The 18,926-nt window shown below is 58.6% G+C and carries 19 protein-coding genes; 1 reads left to right on the top strand and 18 read right to left on the bottom strand.

Going from position 1 to position 18,926, the window contains the following annotated elements:
• The first annotated feature begins 98 nt into the window (after positions 1-98).
• Complete coding sequence (locus tag H8S11_RS11900) at positions 99-362, top strand: YlmC/YmxH family sporulation protein (RefSeq protein ID WP_147571938.1); 264 nt, start codon at positions 99-101, stop codon at positions 360-362.
• An 82-nt stretch (positions 363-444) separates the two neighbouring features.
• Here the strand turns inward: H8S11_RS11900 and addA are convergent, their stop codons facing one another.
• The 18 genes from addA to H8S11_RS11810 form a co-directional block, all read right to left on the bottom strand.
• Positions 445-4,068: a helicase-exonuclease AddAB subunit AddA gene (gene addA, locus H8S11_RS11895; protein WP_186853272.1), complete on the bottom strand. Its 3,624-nt coding sequence runs from the start codon at positions 4,066-4,068 to the stop codon at positions 445-447.
• Between the two features lie 73 nt (positions 4,069-4,141).
• Entirely contained in the window at positions 4,142-4,555 is a 414-nt protein-coding gene (locus H8S11_RS11890) for an EamA family transporter (RefSeq protein ID WP_186853271.1), read from the bottom strand.
• A gap of 29 nt (positions 4,556-4,584) precedes the next feature.
• Positions 4,585-5,418 carry a pyridoxamine kinase gene (locus tag H8S11_RS11885; protein ID WP_186853270.1) on the bottom strand — a complete coding sequence of 278 codons (834 nt, stop codon included), beginning with the start codon at positions 5,416-5,418 and terminating at the stop codon, positions 4,585-4,587.
• A gap of 23 nt (positions 5,419-5,441) precedes the next feature.
• Positions 5,442-6,128, bottom strand: coding sequence for an alpha/beta fold hydrolase (locus H8S11_RS11880; protein WP_186853269.1), 687 nt, complete (start codon positions 6,126-6,128; stop codon positions 5,442-5,444).
• A 1-nt stretch (position 6,129) separates the two neighbouring features.
• Positions 6,130-9,486, bottom strand: coding sequence for a PD-(D/E)XK nuclease family protein (locus H8S11_RS11875; protein ID WP_186853268.1), 3,357 nt, complete (start codon positions 9,484-9,486; stop codon positions 6,130-6,132).
• A 147-nt stretch (positions 9,487-9,633) separates the two neighbouring features.
• Positions 9,634-9,888, bottom strand: coding sequence for a hypothetical protein (locus H8S11_RS11870; RefSeq protein ID WP_147571944.1), 255 nt, complete (start codon positions 9,886-9,888; stop codon positions 9,634-9,636).
• A 59-nt stretch (positions 9,889-9,947) separates the two neighbouring features.
• Positions 9,948-11,423 carry an IMP dehydrogenase gene (gene guaB / locus H8S11_RS11865; RefSeq protein ID WP_186853267.1) on the bottom strand — a complete coding sequence of 492 codons (1,476 nt, stop codon included), beginning with the start codon at positions 11,421-11,423 and terminating at the stop codon, positions 9,948-9,950.
• A 98-nt stretch (positions 11,424-11,521) separates the two neighbouring features.
• A complete protein-coding gene (locus H8S11_RS11860; protein WP_147571946.1) occupies positions 11,522-12,265 on the bottom strand; it encodes an acyl-[acyl-carrier-protein] thioesterase in 744 nt (247 codons plus the stop codon).
• Entirely contained in the window at positions 12,262-12,876 is a 615-nt protein-coding gene (locus H8S11_RS11855; protein ID WP_147571947.1) for a hypothetical protein, read from the bottom strand. Before H8S11_RS11855 ends, H8S11_RS11860 begins: the two co-directional genes overlap by 4 nt.
• A gap of 8 nt (positions 12,877-12,884) precedes the next feature.
• Complete coding sequence (locus H8S11_RS11850) at positions 12,885-13,439, bottom strand: hypothetical protein (RefSeq protein ID WP_147571948.1); 555 nt, start codon at positions 13,437-13,439, stop codon at positions 12,885-12,887.
• A 51-nt stretch (positions 13,440-13,490) separates the two neighbouring features.
• Complete coding sequence (locus H8S11_RS11845) at positions 13,491-13,964, bottom strand: hypothetical protein (RefSeq protein ID WP_186853266.1); 474 nt, start codon at positions 13,962-13,964, stop codon at positions 13,491-13,493.
• Positions 13,961-14,944 (bottom strand): PhoH family protein, encoded by a 984-nt coding sequence (locus tag H8S11_RS11840; RefSeq protein WP_147571950.1) that lies wholly within the window; start codon positions 14,942-14,944, stop codon positions 13,961-13,963. Before H8S11_RS11840 ends, H8S11_RS11845 begins: the two co-directional genes overlap by 4 nt.
• Before the next feature lie 17 nt (positions 14,945-14,961).
• Entirely contained in the window at positions 14,962-16,206 is a 1,245-nt protein-coding gene (locus H8S11_RS11835; RefSeq protein ID WP_186853265.1) for a sporulation protein YqfD, read from the bottom strand.
• 12 nt (positions 16,207-16,218) lie between these two features.
• On the bottom strand, positions 16,219-16,500 hold the full coding sequence (locus H8S11_RS11830) for a YabP/YqfC family sporulation protein (protein ID WP_147571952.1): 282 nt from the start codon (positions 16,498-16,500) through the stop codon (positions 16,219-16,221).
• Positions 16,501-16,563: 63 nt separating this feature from the next.
• Positions 16,564-16,983: a hypothetical protein gene (locus H8S11_RS11825; protein ID WP_186853264.1), complete on the bottom strand. Its 420-nt coding sequence runs from the start codon at positions 16,981-16,983 to the stop codon at positions 16,564-16,566.
• Between the two features lie 15 nt (positions 16,984-16,998).
• Complete coding sequence (locus H8S11_RS11820; RefSeq protein ID WP_186853263.1) at positions 16,999-17,541, bottom strand: hypothetical protein; 543 nt, start codon at positions 17,539-17,541, stop codon at positions 16,999-17,001.
• A 158-nt stretch (positions 17,542-17,699) separates the two neighbouring features.
• On the bottom strand, positions 17,700-18,092 hold the full coding sequence (locus tag H8S11_RS11815) for a hypothetical protein (protein ID WP_147571955.1): 393 nt from the start codon (positions 18,090-18,092) through the stop codon (positions 17,700-17,702).
• A gap of 16 nt (positions 18,093-18,108) precedes the next feature.
• The gene (locus H8S11_RS11810; protein WP_186853262.1) at positions 18,109-18,912 is read right to left on the bottom strand and encodes a metallophosphoesterase; all 804 of its coding nucleotides are present in this window, start codon (positions 18,910-18,912) and stop codon (positions 18,109-18,111) included.
• Between the last annotated feature and the right edge of the window lie 14 nt (positions 18,913-18,926).

Raw genomic sequence — 18,926 nt, 5'->3', positions numbered from 1 at the left:
CCCCTCAGAATAGTCCGAGGGGGCCTTTCCCATTTTATGTATAGGGACAATCTCTCCCCTCATACCCTGTATCAACACAGAATTCGGGAGGAATGAGGATGGAAACTCGTATCGCAGAACTGCGCTATAAGGAAGTCATCAGCGTTGAGGATGGCAGCCGATTTGGTTACGTAGGAGATATGGAAGTAGATATGGACACTGGGCAGGTACGAGCCCTGGTCGTCCCCGGCCGCCGCCGCTTCTTTGGGCTGCTCGGCCGAGAGGAGGATAAATACATCCCCTGGAGCGCCGTTCGGCGCTTTGGAGAGGATATTATTCTGGTGGAAGACCACGGAAGCCGGAGAACGCCCAGGCGTGGTTGAACGCTCATCCGCCTCCCATGGCACAAATGCGTCGTATCCACAAAAAAGGCCGCCCACTAGGGCGGCCTTTTTACCTGTTCTCTTACAGCTCCACAGCGGTATCCGTGGCAAAAAACCATAGCGCCTTTCTTGCCACGGGTCTGTCCAGTATGGTGGAGAGTGCCCGCGCGTAGGCATCCAACTGGGCCCGGTACTGTTCAGCGCGGGCCAGTTCCTCCCCCGGAACTATCCTGTCGCTCTTAAAGTCCAGAACTGTGATCCCCTGCCCGTCCTCAAACCAGGCGTCAATGACGCCCTGGAGCAGGATATGCTCTCCCTCCGTCCGGGGATAATACTCCTCCGCCGGCACCAAGATGGAAAATTTGAATTCTCTACGGCACTCTCTTGCCTGGGCCATGGCCTTTCCCAGTGGGCTCTGGAAAAAAGCCGCCAACCGCTGGGCGGATACAGCTTCACGCTGGAGGGCTGTCAGAAAGCCCCTGTCCTCCAGTTGGTCCAACAACTGACCGATTCTCTCCTGGCTGTGGTCCCCCTCCAAGGGAATATATTGGACCGCCTGGTGGATGGCCGTACCCCGCTGGGCTGGAGTCAGGCCCTTTTCTTCTGTCATAAACCGGGGGCGGTAAATGACTCCGCGCTCTCTCCCAACAGTCTCGACCAGCTCCCCGGCCTCCTCCGCCGCCTCCTGATCCTGGGGACGACCCTTGATCTGGGTCGCTGTCAGCTTAGAAGGCACATTGGCGCAAACCATTTGCGGGTAGGTCCATCTTAGTTGAGCCGCCAGCTCCGATATATCTTTCTGTACCAACTCCGGCAGGTCAGTGTAACGTCCTTCCGTTTTACGGTCCTCTGCTAGGGGGGCTCCATCAATCCAGCGGATGTTCCAGGCTGGTCCCAGCCCCTCCGCCCTGATATCGGGCAGACCAGCCAGTTCCCTCACCCCCCCTGCCTCCGGGCGGGTCAGGGCGTGGAGCAGCACCCACTGTCCTACGTTCTGCTGCCGCTCTAGAGCCAGAGGGGAAATAGGAACGGACAGATCCTCCCCCAGCCGCTCCAGAGCTCTGGCCCCCTCGGTGAGCGCCAGGGTCAGGATCAATTTCTCCTTTGCCCTGGTCATGGCCACATAGAGCAGCCGGAGCTCCTCCGACATCATCTCCCGCTCCAACTGCCGGGCTACCGCCAGACGGGCCACAGTGGGATACTCCACCATGCGCTCTCGCTCCAGTCCCTTGGGCCCTACGCCCAGGACAGGGTGGAACAGCACCGGACGCATCAGGTCGTCCCTGTTCAGCCGCCTGGTCAGGCCACATACGAACACCACAGGCCTTTCCAAGCCTTTGGACCGGTGGATCGACAGGATGGACACGCCCTCCCCCTCATGACCTGGAGCCGTAGAAGCGAGCTTCCCGCCAGACTCTCTTAACCGCTCCAGCCGAAGTAAAAATTGGAACAGAGTGCGGCAGCCGCTGTTCTCTAGCTGACCGGCCAGATCATACAGGGCCAGCAGATTGCTCCGCCGCTCCTCCCCCCGCTCCATGGTACCGAACAGGCCCAGGATATTGGTCTGCTCATAGATGTGCCAGATTAGCTGCCGGCAGGTCTTATCTCCCGCTCCAAAGCGGAGTTGGGACAGCTGATCCAGAAATTTCCGGCAGTCCTCCTCTCCCTCCAGCGCCCCTTGGGACAACGCGGTGTAGAAGTCTCCCCTGGATCTGGACCTCAGTTGAGCCAGCCGGTCGCTGGAAAATCCATAGACCGGGGAGCGAAGGGCGGCCAGCAGGGCCACATCCTGCCGGGGGTTATCCACGATCTGGAGGATGGACAGCGCCACGTTGACCTCGGTGGTTTGGAAAAAGTCCTGTCCGCCGTCGGCGGACCAGGGGATCCCCTCCTCCCCAAGCGCTTGTATGTAGTGGTGCAGCACCGCCCCCGGACTACGGAGCAGAAGCATCACATCCGAGGGTCTGAGTGGGCGTGTCTTCTCTCCCTCCGTCACCATAAGAGGCCTGGACAACAGTTCTCTGATACGCTGGGCGGCAAACCGGGCCTCCAGCAGGTCCTTATTTTCCTTCTCTCCCTCCTGGTCCCCCAAAAAGGACAGGTCCAGTCCATCCAGCTCCAGAGCGTAAGGTCCAATCCCATCTGTCTGCTCCTCTGGCTCCGGAAACGTCCCTCCAGGCACCAGGGCCTGGTCCTCCGTGTAGTCCAACTCACCGAATTCCACGGACATAATGGCTCGAAAAAGGTCGTTACACCCCTCCAGGACCTGGGACCGGGAGCGGAAATTCCGGCTCATCACCCGCTTGCGGGGCTGTCCCTCCTCCGCCTCGTCCCCCTGGGCGAATCGCTCATACTTATTCAGGAAAATCGTGGGGTCGGCCAGCCGGAAGCGATAGATGGACTGCTTTACATCCCCCACCTGGAACAGCTTTCGTCCCCCGTTGGAGAGGGCATAGAAAATGGCGTTCTGGACCTGGTTGGTGTCCTGATACTCATCCACCAATATCTCATCAAAACGGGCGCTCCAATAGCGGGCCAGCTCCGTCGGCTCCCCGACACCATCGGCAAGCAGCTTCACCGCGAAGTGCTCCAAATCGGAGAAGTCCAGCAGTCCCCGCCGGTCCTTCTCCTTGGCATAGGCGGCCTGAAAATCAAGGACCAGGTCCATTAAAGCCTGAACAGCGGGGCGTGACAGAGACAGCTCATCCAAAAGGGTCTGGCTGTCCCCTGTCAGCCGCTCCTCTATCCTTCCAAGCAGCTTTTTGCAGCGGTTCCGGATCTGTTTGACCCGCTCACCCGACTGGACAGCAGCCGATTCCTCCATGGGGCTGATCTCCAGCTCCCGCTTTTTCTTCCGTCCAGCCGGCGGGAAGGGGATTGGAAGGGCGGATACCGCTCCGTCCCAGCTCCGCTCTGACAAAAACCTCTCCAACCCCTCTATGGTGGTCATGATGGAGGCCCCATAGTTGGTTTCCAGCAGCTCGTCCTTCCCAATCATCGTCAGAGCCTGGGACAGCCGCTCCAGGCACCATTGGCCCTGACGTCTGGCCTCGTTCAGCAGCAGCTCTCCCCAGGCCGTCTGGCTTAGATCGGATACCCCGTCCAGCTCCCACAGCCCCTTCTGCCTCTCCAGCCAGCGGGCGGGGTCTGGATGGCTCTGCACTCGGCCGTAGATGTCCAGCACGATCTGGGCCAGACGGCTGTCGTCCCGCCCAGCGGCGAGGGTGTCTGCCAGTTGAGCAAAAGGACTCTCCTCCTCCAACCCCTCATAACGGCAGTCCAGTACCTCCTCCAGAACTCGTGCCATAATGACCTGGCTCTCCCCCTCATCGCATAAGCGGAAGTCAGGGTCCAGATCCAGCAGATGGCCGCTCTCCCGCAGGAGAACAGAACAAAAGGCGTGGATGGTGGAAATCTGGGCCTGATACACCAGTGTGGTTTGACGGCGCAGGTGTCGGTCGTTCGGGCGCAGGGCCAGGCGGTCAGCCAGTTCCTGGGCGATACGCCCTCGAAGCTCCGCGGCCGCAGCCTTGGTATAGGTTATGACCAAAAAGCGGTCGATATCAACTCCCTCCCGGTCCACGCGGTCCAGCAGCCGCTCTACCAGCACCCGGGTCTTACCAGACCCGGCGGCGGCGGATACCAGCAGCTCTCCGCCCTGGTCGTCTACGATCTTCTGTTGTTCCTCTGTCAGCGCAAAGGCCATAATGCCACCGCCCCTCTCTTTCCAGGGGATCCAGTCGTTCCCCCGCTGTTTGTCAGCCGTCTCCGGCAGTTCCTCACAAGATTAGCACAAAGGTCCCAGCCGTAATCAGCAGCCCGCCCAGCACCTTCAGCGCTGTCACCTTTTCTCCCAGGACGAGGAAGGCCAGTACCATGGAAATGACCACGCTGAACTTGTCAATGGGCACGACCTTGCTGGCCTCACCAATCTGAAGGGCGTGGAAGTAACAGATCCAGGACAGCCCAGTAGCCAGACCGGACAGGAACAGGAACATCCAGCTCCTGGCGGTGATGTCACCGATGCCTGTATGCTTTCCCGTGGCAAAGACGATCCCCCAAGCCATAACCAGTACCACTATGGTACGCAAGGCTGTGGCCAGATTGGAATTGATTCCCTCCATCCCCAGCTTGGCCAGAATTCCGGTCAGGGCGGCAAATAGTGCTGACAACAGCGCAAAAACAGCCCACATAAGTGGTTTCCTTCCTCTCTCCACTTTCTTCACTCTTTGAGCACGCTCAAAAACTTTTCTATGCGGATACCCTTGTTCTTTTCAATCTCATCCTGTTCCAGAAAGATGAGCTTTTCCAGTACGTCCATGGCCCGCTTCACAGCAGGGCGCAGGGGGCTTCCAGCCAGGAGTTCCCCCACCAGGACGGCGGAAAACATATCCCCTGTCCCTGGGAAATGCACCCGGATAAACCGGTAGGGGATCGTAAAATATTCCCCGCTTCTGTGGTCATAGCCCCAGACTACATGGCTCCCACTCTCCTTCGATACACCACTGGTGACCACGACAGATCGTGGGCCCAGCCCCCGCAGCCGGTCCACTACCTCCTTGGCCTGTGACTGAGACAGGGCCTCCTCCCCCTGGTAAATGCCGGACAGAAATTCTGCCTCCGTCAGATTAGGGACGATTACGTCGGCTACCCCAATGAGGCGGCGCATATTCCCGACCGTCTCCTCCGTGACACCGTTATAGAGCTTACCGTCGTCCCCCATGATAGGGTCAGTCATGACCAGCAGGCCCTCCTTCTTCTGGCTGGCGATAAAGTCCCGGATAATGCCCACCTGGGCCGCCGAAGCCAGAAAGCCGGTGGTGATACAGTCAAACTGAAATCCCAGTTGCTTCCACACCTCGATGGCCTTTACCATGTAGTCAGTGGTATCTAATATGGTAAATTTCCCGTAGTCCAGAGTATTGGACACCAGGGCGGTGGGCAGGTTGTAGACACTATGGCCCATATTGGACAGGATGGGCAGCATGGCGGCCAGAGCCACCTTGCCGTAGCCCGGCATATCATTAATAATCAGGATATTTTTATTATTCTCCATTTGGCTTCTCCTCTTTTTCTTGTTCAGCTCCGGTCCAATAGAAACTCCAGCACCGTATCATTGAAGCCCTGCCAATTCCGCCTGGCTATAAAGTGGTCACCAGGAAGGATGACCAACCGGCTGTTTGGGATATTGGCCGCGATTGACTGAGTGTGGCTCTCTCGGATCATATCCTGTTCCCCCGCCACTACCAGAACCGGCATGTCCAGTCCCGCCAGCTCCGCCCTGTGTATATGCGGCTGGGTTACCATCAAATTCAGCATCTCCCAATTTTGTTTTGCCTGTTGGCTGAACAGGGCACACAGGCGGCACAGCCCCCATCCCAGCACTATGGGAATCTGTGTCTTCAGCTTTACGCCACACGGGTCCAAGTTTGCCCCGTTTAGTATGAGCCGCTCTACACGGTCCGGATACTTCAGCGCAAACAATAGGGCCACATTTCCTCCATCGGAAAACCCCAAGAGATGACATTTGGAGATACCATGCTGATCGAAAAACGATTTCAAGTCCTCCGCGAATCGGGACAGTGTAAACGGTCCAGTGCCCCGTGGACTCTCTCCATGTCCACGAGTATCCACAGCAATCACCCGAAAATGGTCGGCAAATGGTTCCATTTGCCTTTTGAAGTAGGTATGATCCTCCCCATTTCCGTGGAGCAGTATCAGTGGAAAGCCCTCTCCCTGCTCTATATAGTGTAATCTGATCTCCATTTCATAGTTCCTCTCCCATATGTTCCCAGAACTCCTGGGCGCTCATACTAGGCAGCCAGCGCCTACGGTCCCCACCCCGCCCTTCTTCAAAGTGGCAGGCGGCGGCATAGTCACAGAAGCGGCAGGCATTTTTTTCCGGTCCCCGCCAGAAAGGATCCGCGGCGATGTTACCCTGGGCCAGCTCTCCGCAGATCTCCCCCAGCACCCTTTGGATGTGGCGGCCCAGGCGGCCCAGGCGCTCCGCGCTGGCCAAGGCGTCTCCAGTGATGGCTCCAGTAGACTTGGACACCTTCAGGGGAAGGAAACGGTACCCTTCTTCAGAGACGTGCTCCATAGCCTCCAGCACGGCGGAGTCATCCAGGACCAGTCCGCTTCGGACCAATTCCCTGTCTAACGCCTTGCGCCATGCCTGTTCACTCATCGTCCGGCTTCCTCGAACCACCGCGTCCCGAGCCGGGAGATACAGCACCCCGGCACCCTCTACTGGCAGCCCATAGAGGGACTCCCCCCGTTCTTCCAGAGTAAAGAGATAAAGAAGCATCTGAAGGCCCAGGCCGTTCCAAACCTCAGTAAGATCAAAGGACTTTCGCCCCGTCTTATAGTCCACCACCCGCAGATAGAGTCGCCCGTCGTGGACCCATCCATCCACCCGGTCTACGAACCCAGAAACGCTGATAGTAACTCCATCCACAGTCAGTTCGACTGGCGGCAGGTCCTCCCCCTTTCCAAAACCCAGCTCAAAGGAGATAGGTCGGAAGCTGGAGTGAAGAAGCTCCTCCGCCACGTTGTCCACCACCGCCTGGACCGATCTGAGCAGTCGGTGGAACAGGTAGCGGAAGCGGTCACTCTGGCCTTCCAGCCCTCCCAGCTCCTCGGCCACATAGCGGTCCACCGCCTGGCGGGTGAGCTGTCGCAGCCGGCCGCGCGTATCCTCATCTAATTTTTCCGGCTCCATCCCAGGCAGTCTTGTCTGGCGGAACATATCGTCCTGAAGGACATGCTCCAGCACATAGTGGACAAATGTGCCATACTCCGGTGCTGTAAAGCCTGCCGGCTTTCTAGGCTCTGCCCGCAGGCCATACCGCATAAAATAGGAGAAGTGGCAGGATTTATACTTGTCCATCCGTGAGGCGGACATGGCCACCCGTCTCCCATACAGCTGGTCCACCGTTTGCCTAGTGAGTTGCCCTCTCTCCCAGCCAGCCACCCGCTCCAGCTTGTCCACTTGGCTCTCCAAGCCAGACAGGCTGCCCAACAGCTCCCGCAGCCTCGTATTTCTCCCCGCCTGCTCCAGGGCGGGCAGAGGGGCGGACAGCCGGAAGCGCCCCTCTAGCTCCTCCTCATGGCATATGTCCAAATCAGTATAGAGCAGCTGCAGCCGTTGGGCCAGGAAACAGGGCCTTCGCTCCTCACCTCCAGGCCCCTGGACAGCCCAAGATACCACTAGGCGGTGGCTGGGGCGGGCACAGATCTGATAGACCGTAGTCATCTCCCGGAAGAGCAGTTCCCGCTGGGACTGGTCCAGCTCCAGACCGTATACCGCCAGCAGAGAGCGGTCATCATCTGACAGCAGGCCAGGAGCCGCCCCAACCCTGGGGATGGAGCCGTCATCCGCCCCCAATAGAAAGAGAGCCTTCACCCTGTGCCCTGTCTGACGGGTGGTTTCACCGGCGGTCACCCGATCCAGGGAAACCGGGATCGTTCCTACATCATATTGGGACAGGACCAGCCGAAACAGGCCGGCAAACTCCTCCAGGTCCATTCCTCTCTCCCCCAGCAAAGCAGCGCACTGCTCTAGTCCGCCACAGAGGATCTCCCAGAGCTGCCGGTACTCCTCCGCCAGAGCGAGCTCTCCCAGCTTCTTCAGCGCCTCTACCCGTGCCTCCAGCTGATTTGGCAAGCCAATGCGCTCCAAAAATCTGTAAAGGGAAATCGCCTGTCCTCTTCCCGTCTTGTCTTGGGCCTTTCTCAGTTCCTCCAAAGGAGCGGTCACCTGCCTTCTGGCGCGGTCCAATCGCTCCAGAAGGGCACGGTCCTCTTCCTCCCAGGGGATGCCATATCCTCTAGGATGCCAAGTCCATTCCTTTGTCTGCGTCCAGCGGCTCCCCTTGATATCCCACTTCAAAACATAGTTTTCCAGCAGATCTCGGTCTTCTTCCCCCAGGTCCGTCAGTCCGGTCTTGAGATAGCGGAATATATCTTCGTAGGCATAGCCCCCCGCCACAGTATCCAGGGCCGCGGTGACCAGGGTGAGCACGGGCTTCTCCAAAATATCCGCCATAGCGGAGGAAAATACGGGTATCCCATATCTGGGCAGCACCGATTCTATCAAATCCTGGTAGGCGCCATAATCGCGGGCCACCAGACCAATGTCCCGAAAGCGGTAGCCCTCCTCTCGTACCAGGCTCAAAATGCGCGATGACACCCACTCCACCTCGGACCGCATGGTATTGGCCCGAAACAGAGTGACGGCCCCTTCACAGGAAATGGGGCTCTCCAGGCCCCCACCGAAGAGATGCCCCTCCAAAAATTGGAGCGGCCGCTCTTTTGCCGCAAAATCCCCGACAAGGCATTCTACTTTATAGCCTATTCTCTCCCGTTGAGCCAGTCTAATCAGTCGGGCCGCCGTTCTCCGTGCTGGGGAAAAGATGCCTGTCCCATCCTCATCCTCCTCCAGGTGGTCACAGGTCAGGGTGACAGTCATATGCTCCGCCTGGACCAGAAGCTGGCCCAGGACCTCCTCCTGCTGGGGCGTAAAGTCTGTAAATCCATCCAACCACAGATCCTTGCCCACAGCCCAGCGGCACTCCTTCAGCTTTTCAGCCGCTCTGGTCAGGCGATCCCTAGGGTCCAGTGCCACGTTTGCCGTGAGCGCGTCATAAGTCCCACAGATCAACCCCAGGTCCCTGAGTTTATTCCCTTCTGGGCCTCCTGCTTCCTGCCCCGCCGTAATCAGCGCCTCAGGGGGGATACAGCAGCTCTTCAGCTCATCCACAGTGGCCAACAGAGCGGTGAGGAAAGCAGGGCGCTGAGATGCGCGGGCATACACCGTCAGGACCTCTGATGTCTCCTTGAGCGCCCGGTACATAAGCAGAAGCCGCCCGCCCCCGTCCAGCTCCCGCTCCCCCAAGCCGCCAGCGGCCTGAAAGACACGGCCGCATAGCCGGCTGAAGGACAAGACCTCAGCCCAGAGAGAGGCCCCGTTCCCCCCCATCTGGCACAGAGCACGCTCGGCCTCATGGGACTGCTGTTCAGGGACCATCAGGACCTGCTGGCGCATTTGCCCGGCCTGACACAAACGCTTCAGTACCGCGGTGGTCTTTCCCGCTCCCGCGCGGCCAAGGATCAGCTTCAGCATCTTTTTTGTCCCCTCTCTCTTCCCGGCATCCCAGGAGATCTGTTCTTCAGTCGTTTCTGATATTGTATCACGTTATTCCAGTCAAAAAAAGTCCTTGACACTCTTTTCATCATAAGGAAAGAGGGCCTCCTTTTCAGAGGCCCTCTCTCAGTGTATCCGATACCGCTCCAGAAGCAGCTTCATATTGTTGTTGACCAGCTTTTGTGCCAGCAGTTCCCGGAATTGGACGGTCTTCTCCCTTCCTCTATTTCGCAGCTCTTCCAGGCGGGCAGAGATTTCTTCCCGCTCCCGCTCCACTCCGCAGGCCATATCCTCAAAGGCGGAGAGACGCTCCAGAGCCGCTGCCATTTCCTCCGGGGCCACCGTAACTTTTCCGTCTACGGTCCTTGTATATCGCTCCATGTCATCTTCCTCCCTTCAAAAACAGAGCCGCGCTCATGCGCGGCTCTGTACCTGATATGTCAGCTGGGGTTGACGGTATAGTTGGGAGCTTCCTTGGTGATATAGATATCGTGGGGGTGGGACTCCCGGAGGCCAGCGGCGGTAATCTGCATAAACTGGGCCTTGCTGTGCAGCTCCTCTACGGTGTGACAGCCAGTGTAGCCCATACCGGCCTTCAAGCCGCCCATCAGCTGGTAGATGGTCTCGCCCGCCAGTCCCTTGTAAGGAACTCGGCCCTCTACCCCTTCGGGAACCAGCTTCTTGTTGTTCTGCTGGAAATAGCGGTCCTTGGAGCCCTGGTTCATGGCCGCCAGGGAACCCATACCCCGGTAGACCTTGAACTGGCGGCCCTGGAACACCTCGGTGTCGCCTGGTGACTCCTCGCAGCCAGCCAGCAGAGAGCCCAACATGACCACGCTGGCGCCGGCGGCCAGAGCCTTTGCGATATCACCAGAATATTTGACGCCGCCATCGGCGATGATGGGGATATCATACTCAGCGGCCACACAGGCGGCGTCATACACCGCGGTGATCTGGGGTACGCCGATGCCGGCCACCACACGGGTGGTACAGATGGAGCCGGGACCAATGCCGATCTTCACACAGTCGGCCCCTGCCTCAATGAGGGCCCGTGTCCCCTCGGCAGTAGCTACGTTACCGGCGATGAGCTGTACGTCGGGATAGAGGGCCTTAATACGTTTGACACAGTTGAGAATATTCTGGGAGTGGCCGTGGGCCGAGTCCAGAGCCAGCACGTCGGCCCCCGCCTCCACCAGGGCTGCCACCCGGTCCAGCACATCGGCGGTAACGCCGATGGCGGCACCCACCAGCAGGCGGCCCTTTTCGTCACGGGCGGAATTGGGATACACCGTCGCCTTCTCGATATCCTTGATGGTGATCAGGCCCTTCAGCCGGAACTCGTTGTCCACAATGGGCAGCTTCTCAATCTTATGCCGGCGGAGAATCTCCTTGGCCTCAGCCAGAGTGGTCCCCTCTGGGGCGGTGACCAAGTTCTCTCTGGTCATTACATTGTCGATGAGCTGGTTCATGTCTGTTTCGAACTTCATATCCCGGTTGGTAATAATGCCGATCAGCTTTCCATTGTCACAGATGGGCACACCGGAGATGCGGTACTTGGCCATCAGCTCATCCGCCTCAGCCAGTGTATGGCCGGGCCCCAGCCAGAAGGGGTTTGTGATAACGCCGTTCTCACTGCGCTTGACCATGTCTACCTGTTCCGCCTGCTGGCTGATGGACATATTCTTGTGGATGATGCCGATGCCGCCCTCGCGGGCGATGGCGATGGCCATCCGGTACTCAGTCACGGTGTCCATGGCGGCGCTGATGAGGGGAATATTCAGATGGACCTTCCGGGTCAGACGGGTACGCAGGTCGATGTCCGCGGGGAGTACATCGCTGGCGGCGGGGATCAGAAGCACGTCGTCAAAGGTAAGGCCCTGCTTGACAAACTTCTGTGCGGCGTCCTGATTGACCATATCTACAACTCCTTTTTCTTCTGCCCGGCGGGCCGGGCCATATCTTTTCTTTCCAGTGTGTATAGTTAAGTTATTGTAACGCTCTGCCGCGTCTCTTGTCAAGGAACCGCTTTGCCAAAAAACAGGGCCGCTTCAAAGCGGGATTTGCCGCTCTCGTCCAATCCACGGACATAGCGTTGGTCCCCCTGCCCTCCGGATTGGATATCAAGCTGTTCTCCCGGCCTGCACTCGGCCAAATAGCCAATCTGCATCGAGGCCAGGAACCGGTCCTCCTCCAGCCTGTCCATTTCTACCGCGTCGCAGGCGAAGTCAGCGTACCGAGTATTATTCACATGGCCGTTCAAATCGCTGTCACTGTACCGCATGGGCCGACGCTCCACCTGGACCAGCTCCTCCGGGCAGTGGAGCTTGGAGAGCGTCATAGTCTTACACAGTTCTCCCCCTCCGGTACCAGCCAGCTCCGTGACCGAAGACAGGCGCATCAGCTTATGTCCCTCCAAGCTGGCCAGCACCCAACCGGACACGGACTCACCCACCAGCTGTCCATCGGCATAAATGTCGTAATCCCGATACATCATGGCCCCCCTATCCCCCCGGTGCCAGGTGCGGACAGTCAGCTGGTCCTCGAACCGCAGGGGCCGGTCCAGCCGGTACCAGGACCGGGCCAGCATCCAGAAGGCCCCGTACCGCTCCATCAGCATCTCCCGGTGGAAGCCACCTGCCTCCGCCGCCAAGGTAGCGGCGTCCTGGAGGTGGTTGAGCAGGGCCGAGGCCTTGCACATTCCATGTCCGTCGATATCCAGACCGTTCAATCGAAAATGGTGTTCATAAAATAGGCTCATCTTTTTTCCTTTCCCCGGATCAGAATGGTATCTTTGCAGCAGATGTCATCGATGTCATCTGCGGTAGCGGCCGGCACCCGCATCTGGGCCCCGCAGTCGGCGCAGATGAGGTCTACGGAGCTGTAATTGACCTGAAAGGTCCAGTTTTTACTGCCGCAGGCACAGGAGATGCCCCCGCGGGCCGCGATGTCCCGGATCTCAGACAGCACCTCCTCCATGACAATCTCATCCAGGAACGCACCCTGGCTCACCTCGTCCTCGCCCAGCTTGTCCACTGCCTGTTCCAAACGGGCGGTGGCCGCGTAGACCGGCCCCTCCTCCCCCACATAGCAGCAATCCAGGCCAGAGGCGGCACAGGAGAAGGCCAGGGCCTTCTCCCGCAGGAAGGCGTGGGAGGAGCAGGACACAGCGTGCTCTCGACCGCAGAACAGGCAGGGCACCGTGAGTTGGACCCGGCTGGGCAGAAACTCCACCGTCATCTCCGACTTGCCGCAGGGGCACTTGATGTGGGCCTTGGAGGCAGCCAGAGAGAACAGGTCCCGCTCCACGATGACCGACTGGCGGCAGCGGGGACAGATATAGGCTAAATATCGCTTGGTATCCTCTACCATAATTATAATTACTCCTTACTGCTCCGGGGCTGTACGCTGATTCCATCCCGGCTTATCATTTTCAAGCACTGGTAAAATTTCACCAGATACCAGACCACGCCTATCACGGAAACGATTATAGTGATTATGGAAACGAGAAGAGAATCCAACAAATATGTCAGCACGGTACCGCAGGCGCTGACCACTTCCATAAGCAGCCAAGCGTAAAACAGCCCCCTGCTCTTCAAGTTTTGTCCTGTATTTGTTTCAAGCTCCACCATTCCTTTGACGATTACATAGGTAACCACCGCCTGAAGCACTGTGCGTACCAGGGTGAATGACAACTCCAGTTCCCCCAAATAGCTGGTATACTCAGTGAATCCGGTGAACACATATTGCCCCCCTGAAAACATGCAGGCCACAAGTGCCGTCCAGTGGTACCGGGCAAAGGTCTGGATTCCGCGACAGCGAATGATCCCCAGCCACACCAGGAAAAAGCCGACAAAATCCGGTGTAAACACGATGCCATTGATACGAAAGTCAAAAAACACAAACAACAGCAGGCCCCAGAATATCATCCACATAAACGGCACCTTCTCTCTTTCTGCTTCAACGCTCCGCCATAACAGCCCCTTCTACTCTGCCGCCCCAGCCACAGGCTCGTCCAGCACCCAGGGCAGCCAGATCTGGCACTCCAGGTCAAAATTTGGTTTTGGAAAATCCGGAGCGCCATAGGGATAGTCCTCATGCCCCAGCACCAGGCCGCCCCAGGGCCGCTCTATCAGCGGCCCCCACCCCGGGCCATTTTCTCCCGGCGGCACAGCCAGGACCGCCCCGCCAATCCGCCAGCTGAACTGGTAGAGCAGTCCCTTTTCTTTCCAGTTCTTATCGTGGTAGAGCTCGCACACATAGGTTGCCCTGGCAGGCGGGACAGACAGCCTGTCCAGAATTTCCAGAATCTCGCCCGGTAGCCTTCTCTCCCGTGCCAGGGTCAGGAAATTCCGGCAGCGGCCGCAGGCGCAGCCCCAATCCTCCGCCTCGGCATACCAAGCGGAGGTGGCTGTTTTGTCCACCTCCACCTCATAGCCATGCCAGGAAAAACGGGTCATTTCTTAAACTCCTTTTTGGTGGACCGCCTCTCCTCATCCACCTCGTAGGCCTTGATGATCTTTTGGACCAGAGCATGGCGGACCACGTCGGCCTCTCCCAGCCGCATGATGGCGATATCATCCACGCCCTTCAGCACCCGCATGGCCTCCCGCAGGCCGGACACCACATCCTTCGGCAGGTCGATCTGGGTGATGTCGCCGGTGATGACGATTTTCGATCCGAAGCCCAGGCGGGTCAAAAACATTTTCATCTGTTCCCGGCTGGTGTTCTGGGCCTCGTCCAGGATGATGAAGGAGTCGTCCAGCGTGCGGCCCCGCATATAGGCCAGGGGGGCCACCTCGATGTTGCCCCGCTCCAGATACTTCTGATAGGTGTCGGGCCCCAGCATCTCAAAGAGAGCGTCATACAAGGGCCGGAGGTAGGGGTCTACCTTGGATTGCAGATCGCCGGGGAGGAAGCCCAGCCGCTCCCCCGCCTCCACCGCCGGGCGGGTAAGGATGATGCGGTTGACCTCCTTGGCCCGGAAGGCCGCCACCGCGGCGGCCACCGCCAGATAGGTCTTACCGGTGCCCGCGGGGCCAATGCCAAGAGTTACCACATTGTCCCGGATAGCCTCCACATACTTTTTCTGCCCCAGGGTCTTGGCCTTGATAGGCTTGCCCTTGGCAGTGACGCACAGCACATCGCTGGCCAACTGGTGAATCTGGGCCTCACTGCCCTCCCGGACCAGTTGGATCACATAGCGCACGTTCTGCTCATTGATGGCTTCCCCTCTAGCGGCCAGCGTCATCAGGCTTTCCACCGTTCGGACGGCGCGCATGACACCCTCCGGGTCCTCACCGGATATCTTCAGCGCCGAGTCACGGCTGACTACGGTCACCCCCAGCTCCCGTTCGATGAGGCGGATATTCTCGTCAAAGGAGCCAAAAACGCTGATGGTCTCCTCCATTCGCTCCAGGCTGATGCTCTGTTCTGTCATTCCTACTTATCTCCTGTTTATGAGGAGGCCTGCTCCTCTGATTCGCCGTGCTCCTCTGGCGGGGCGGAACCTGGGACCTCTTTCCCGATCTCCTCCTGGCACTCAGCCTGGGCGGTCACCTTCAGCTGCCCATCCTCCACCTTGGCGGAAAATCGGATAGAATCTATCTGTCCGTCCTCCCCGATCAACCGCTCCAGACGGTCTTTCAGCTGTTCCTCCAGCAATCGCTGGGCCGCTTCCCGGTCTAGCTCCCTGCTCTCCAGCTCGTAGGCGCGATAACTCTCCTGGATCAATGAGATAGGAAGAGCCCGCTCCCCCGGCAGGGTGAGTTGGCGCACTGTGGTTATTTTATCATAGAATGGCCAGGAAATGCTACTGTTTCCAAAAATTTCGATGCGGCGGTCTAAAAATTTCAGGGACCAGACCTTCCGATCCTCCCCCGTATATACTTTGGTGTTCGCCTCCAGGGGGATCTGTGCCGTCAGCGTCCGCCAAGTCCGGGCCCACACCCGTCCCCTGGCATGGGTCTGATAGTAGCGGGTGGGCAGGTCGCTGTACTTGGGAGGCTCCATGGTCACAGTGCCGGAGATAAGCACCTCTCCGGCCAACACGGTATCCCCCTCCTGAACTGCCGCATCCCCTTGCTCCGGCTCGATGTGGGTGACAATGCCATCTGCTTCGGCTACGATGTCAAAATATCCTTCCTCGTCTATCCGCTCCGGGGAGGCGACCGCCTCCCGCACGATGACCTCCAAGCGGGTACCGTGGAGGTTGATCCCCACCCAGGACAGCTCCTCCATTTCCCGCAGGGTCTCCTGAGCCAGCTGCTGCCGGTCCAGGCCGGGGCCATAGACGCCGGGCCGGACGCCCAGCTGTCTCAGCTGGCTTAGGATAACGGCGGTAGGTACTCTCTCGTTTCCCTTGACCTCCACCGTCAATATGAATTGGGACAGGAAGGCTACGGCGCACAGGGACAGGGCGAGGCCCGTTAGGAAGGCATACCGGGTCCGGAAGCGGATGAGAAAGTCCGGCAGCCCCCGGCTGCCCTCCTGACTGACGTCGCAGCCTACTCTCTGGGCAAGCTCCCGGAGCTGTCTCAAGTGTCGGCGGCGGACTGTGAGGCGCAGAGTATGCTCATCCAGCCATTCTACGCCCCAGAATTCCACTCCGTTCTGGGCACAGAGGTTTATCAACCGTTCGGGGAACAGGCCGGTAACCCTCAGGTCGGCCATTCCCCGCAGAAAATTCATCAGCCGCTTCATCCCGATTCCCTCCTAGTCCAGCTCTATCTGGCGTATCTTCCCGGTGATGAGCAGTTCCAGCCCAGTCATGGCCCGCAGCTCCAGCCCCTCGCCCGCTATTTTTACAATAAACACGCCGCCGCTGACGTGGATCTCCTCCTTACCATAGGCCAGGATACCCCTGTGATTCTCCATTCTCAGTTCCCCGTCCCCCACCAACTCCAGTCGGGGCAGTCCTGCCAGGGCGTCAGCGGGCAGGTCCAGGGCCTCCGCTGTCCGCTCCAGCAGACCGGGTCGCCGTGGCTTTCTATCCATAAAAAATCACCTCTCCCCTATTTGTATGAGGGAAAGAGGTGAAACTTGTGGGAAACCTTTTCTTTATCTCAACGGCTTTGTGACGCTGGGCCATCCCCCCTCCTCCAGCTCCATGGACACCGTACCCCAGCAGAAATATTGAATGGTCCAGGAGGCTATGGACCCAGGTGGCCGTCTCTCCACCTGGACCCAGACGGGAACCAGCGGGAGTCTGTCAGAATATAGTCCCCGGCTGTACCTCATCACCGCCGCCTGAAGGTCGGGTGGCAGGGGCTCAACTCCCTTATGGTACCGCAGGAGGGGGTGACCGCACAGAAGGGCAAGCATTAAAATGACCGCACCACCGGCGGCGGCCCAGCGTTTCCTCCATTTCACTCTTCTGACCAAAGGAATCAGACTGGCGGCCAGGGCCAGGAGGGCAGCCAGCAGGGCAGCAGCTCCCGCTTGAACCGTCCACGCCGCCAGGGTAACTATCAATTCCATAGATCAACCCACCTTTTAGGCTGTTCCGTCATCCTCCAGCCGGGGCGGATCTCCGCCCACTGTGCTGTATATCTCTCGACTTCCCCGGAAAATCGGCCCGCGGTATTCGTAGTAGTCGTACATGGGGTCCAGAAAAGAGCGGTCAACCTCTACCAGCAAGCAGCCCTCATGGGCTAGTATTCTCTCCTCTCCGCCATAAGTGACAAAGATCCCCCACAGGCCCCAGAACAGGCCGACACTGGACAGGACCATAGCACACAGCACCAGGACCGCCTGAGGAACACGTTGCTTCCAACCCCTGACGGCCACATACCAAATACAGGCCAGAAAGCTTACTATTGCCGTCAGACAGAGGATCAGAGCAGGACGGTTTCTCCAGGCCAACCCCAACAGCTTATTTCCGCCCCACAGGAGAAGGAAGCTCCCCAGAGCAATTCCCGACAGCACCCAATAGCGCCGGTCCTTGCGGCGGATACTGTTCACACCATAGACTGCCGCTGCCAGCAGAGCTATTGGAAAGGCTATATAGGCAGTGCCCATCATAAGCAGCTCGTCCATCTCTTCGCCTCTATCAGACTTTTACGGCAGAAAAGGCCAGACAAAGTGAATATAGAGGGGGATCCCCACAACGGTCACCAGACAGAAAGTCAACAACAGTCCAAGCAGCACACGGCTGATATTCTCTTTCATCTCTTCTCCATCCTTTCCCTATTCATTCACTTCATAGTATTCTCCGTGGTACAGGTCATGGTCCCCCAGTCCTTCAGGGTAAGGAAAAGCCGCTCCCCCTGAAACTCCAAATAGCTGCGGGCCAACTCCCGCTGCCAGCAGTCAAAGAGAACAACAACGCATTCCCCCGTCCCAGCCAGCTCCAGGCCGTAACTCTCTCCACACTCTAGCAGCCCGCTCCCATCCTCACTGGAAACCGACTTTGTCTGGCTGCTTTCTGTCACAGAGATCCCATCGATCACTGCGGAGCTTTCATTTACCACTACAAGGTCGGCCTTCTCTCCGCCGCAGCCGGACAGCCAGAAGCCGACCAGGGAGCAGCTGGAGAGAGTCCCCACAAGGGACAGAGTCAGGAGCGCGGTCATTATCTGTTTTCTCATTTCTTTTCTCCTCTGTTCAGTCCTCTGTCCTCAGGGTCAACACCACCACCTCCGGCCTGTTTAAGAACCTGAATGGAAAGGTGCTGTTGCCCAGTCCCCGGGACACCACCAAAGTGGTGTCCTCCACTTCATAGAGCCCTTTGGTCAGTTTGGGCAGGAATCCCTGCCCCGGCGCATAGAGGCCGCCCACAAAAGGCAGCCGTATCTGGCCGCCGTGGGCGTGGCCGGAAAATACAAGGTCCGCTCCGGCCCTGGCGTAGTCGGAAATAAATTGGGGCTCGTGGGCCAGCAGGATGGATAATCCATCCGGAACATCCTCCATCAGCCAATCTACCGTTCCATCCCGCAGGCTTTCGTCTGACAGCCCAGCCAGCACCAGGCAGCTCTCCCCCACCGGAAGAACGGCGCATCGGTCCTCCAGCACCACGACTCCGGCCTCGGTCATCCCCTCCAGCAGCTCCGTCCGCTCTCTGTCTGCAATCGACCACTCGTGGTTACCGGTGATATAGTAGGTAGGCGCCAGCTCTGACGTCCCCTTTGCCAGCTCCAGAGCTGGGATCAGGTCCGTTCGGTTCCGATCCACCAGATCTCCTGTCATCAGGACCAGGTCCGGCTCCAGCTCCTCCACTAACTTCAGCAGCCGGCGCTGGCCATCCCCAAAGCGGTGGTTGTGCAGATCGGAGAGCTGGACGATGGTATATCCGTCCAACTCCCGCGGGACCTTCGTGGACGTAAACTCGTACCGGCTCACCGTCAGGCCGTTGTTCTGCCACCAGAAAAAGGCCGCCAAAAGCGCCAAAGCAGCCCCAATCGCAACCATCTGTTTCCAGCGCC

It is taken from the genome of Flintibacter hominis, from assembly GCF_014287965.1.
Taxonomy (GTDB): Bacteria; Bacillota; Clostridia; order Oscillospirales; family Oscillospiraceae; genus Lawsonibacter; species Lawsonibacter aceti.
Note: the sequence above shows the minus strand (reverse complement) of the source record. Positions and strands in the feature narration are given on the sequence as shown.

Excerpts from the sequence above, each read along its gene's own strand:
- H8S11_RS11900 (WP_147571938.1), top strand. The coding sequence starts at position 99 with ATGGAAACTCGTATCGCAGAACTGCGCTATAAGGAAGTCATCAGCGTT.
- addA (WP_186853272.1), bottom strand. The coding sequence starts at position 4,068 with ATGGCCTTTGCGCTGACAGAGGAACAACAGAAGATCGTAGACGACCAG.
- H8S11_RS11890 (WP_186853271.1), bottom strand. The coding sequence starts at position 4,555 with ATGTGGGCTGTTTTTGCGCTGTTGTCAGCACTATTTGCCGCCCTGACC.
- H8S11_RS11885 (WP_186853270.1), bottom strand. The coding sequence starts at position 5,418 with ATGGAGAATAATAAAAATATCCTGATTATTAATGATATGCCGGGCTAC.
- H8S11_RS11880 (WP_186853269.1), bottom strand. The coding sequence starts at position 6,128 with ATGGAGATCAGATTACACTATATAGAGCAGGGAGAGGGCTTTCCACTG.
- H8S11_RS11875 (WP_186853268.1), bottom strand. The coding sequence starts at position 9,486 with ATGCTGAAGCTGATCCTTGGCCGCGCGGGAGCGGGAAAGACCACCGCG.
- H8S11_RS11870 (WP_147571944.1), bottom strand. The coding sequence starts at position 9,888 with ATGGAGCGATATACAAGGACCGTAGACGGAAAAGTTACGGTGGCCCCG.
- guaB (WP_186853267.1), bottom strand. The coding sequence starts at position 11,423 with ATGGTCAATCAGGACGCCGCACAGAAGTTTGTCAAGCAGGGCCTTACC.
- H8S11_RS11860 (WP_147571946.1), bottom strand. The coding sequence starts at position 12,265 with ATGAGCCTATTTTATGAACACCATTTTCGATTGAACGGTCTGGATATC.
- H8S11_RS11855 (WP_147571947.1), bottom strand. The coding sequence starts at position 12,876 with ATGGTAGAGGATACCAAGCGATATTTAGCCTATATCTGTCCCCGCTGC.
- H8S11_RS11850 (WP_147571948.1), bottom strand. The coding sequence starts at position 13,439 with ATGTGGATGATATTCTGGGGCCTGCTGTTGTTTGTGTTTTTTGACTTT.
- H8S11_RS11845 (WP_186853266.1), bottom strand. The coding sequence starts at position 13,964 with ATGACCCGTTTTTCCTGGCATGGCTATGAGGTGGAGGTGGACAAAACA.
- H8S11_RS11840 (WP_147571950.1), bottom strand. The coding sequence starts at position 14,944 with ATGACAGAACAGAGCATCAGCCTGGAGCGAATGGAGGAGACCATCAGC.
- H8S11_RS11835 (WP_186853265.1), bottom strand. The coding sequence starts at position 16,206 with ATGAAGCGGCTGATGAATTTTCTGCGGGGAATGGCCGACCTGAGGGTT.
- H8S11_RS11830 (WP_147571952.1), bottom strand. The coding sequence starts at position 16,500 with ATGGATAGAAAGCCACGGCGACCCGGTCTGCTGGAGCGGACAGCGGAG.
- H8S11_RS11825 (WP_186853264.1), bottom strand. The coding sequence starts at position 16,983 with ATGGAATTGATAGTTACCCTGGCGGCGTGGACGGTTCAAGCGGGAGCT.
- H8S11_RS11820 (WP_186853263.1), bottom strand. The coding sequence starts at position 17,541 with ATGGACGAGCTGCTTATGATGGGCACTGCCTATATAGCCTTTCCAATA.
- H8S11_RS11815 (WP_147571955.1), bottom strand. The coding sequence starts at position 18,092 with ATGAGAAAACAGATAATGACCGCGCTCCTGACTCTGTCCCTTGTGGGG.
- H8S11_RS11810 (WP_186853262.1), bottom strand. The coding sequence starts at position 18,912 with ATGGTTGCGATTGGGGCTGCTTTGGCGCTTTTGGCGGCCTTTTTCTGG.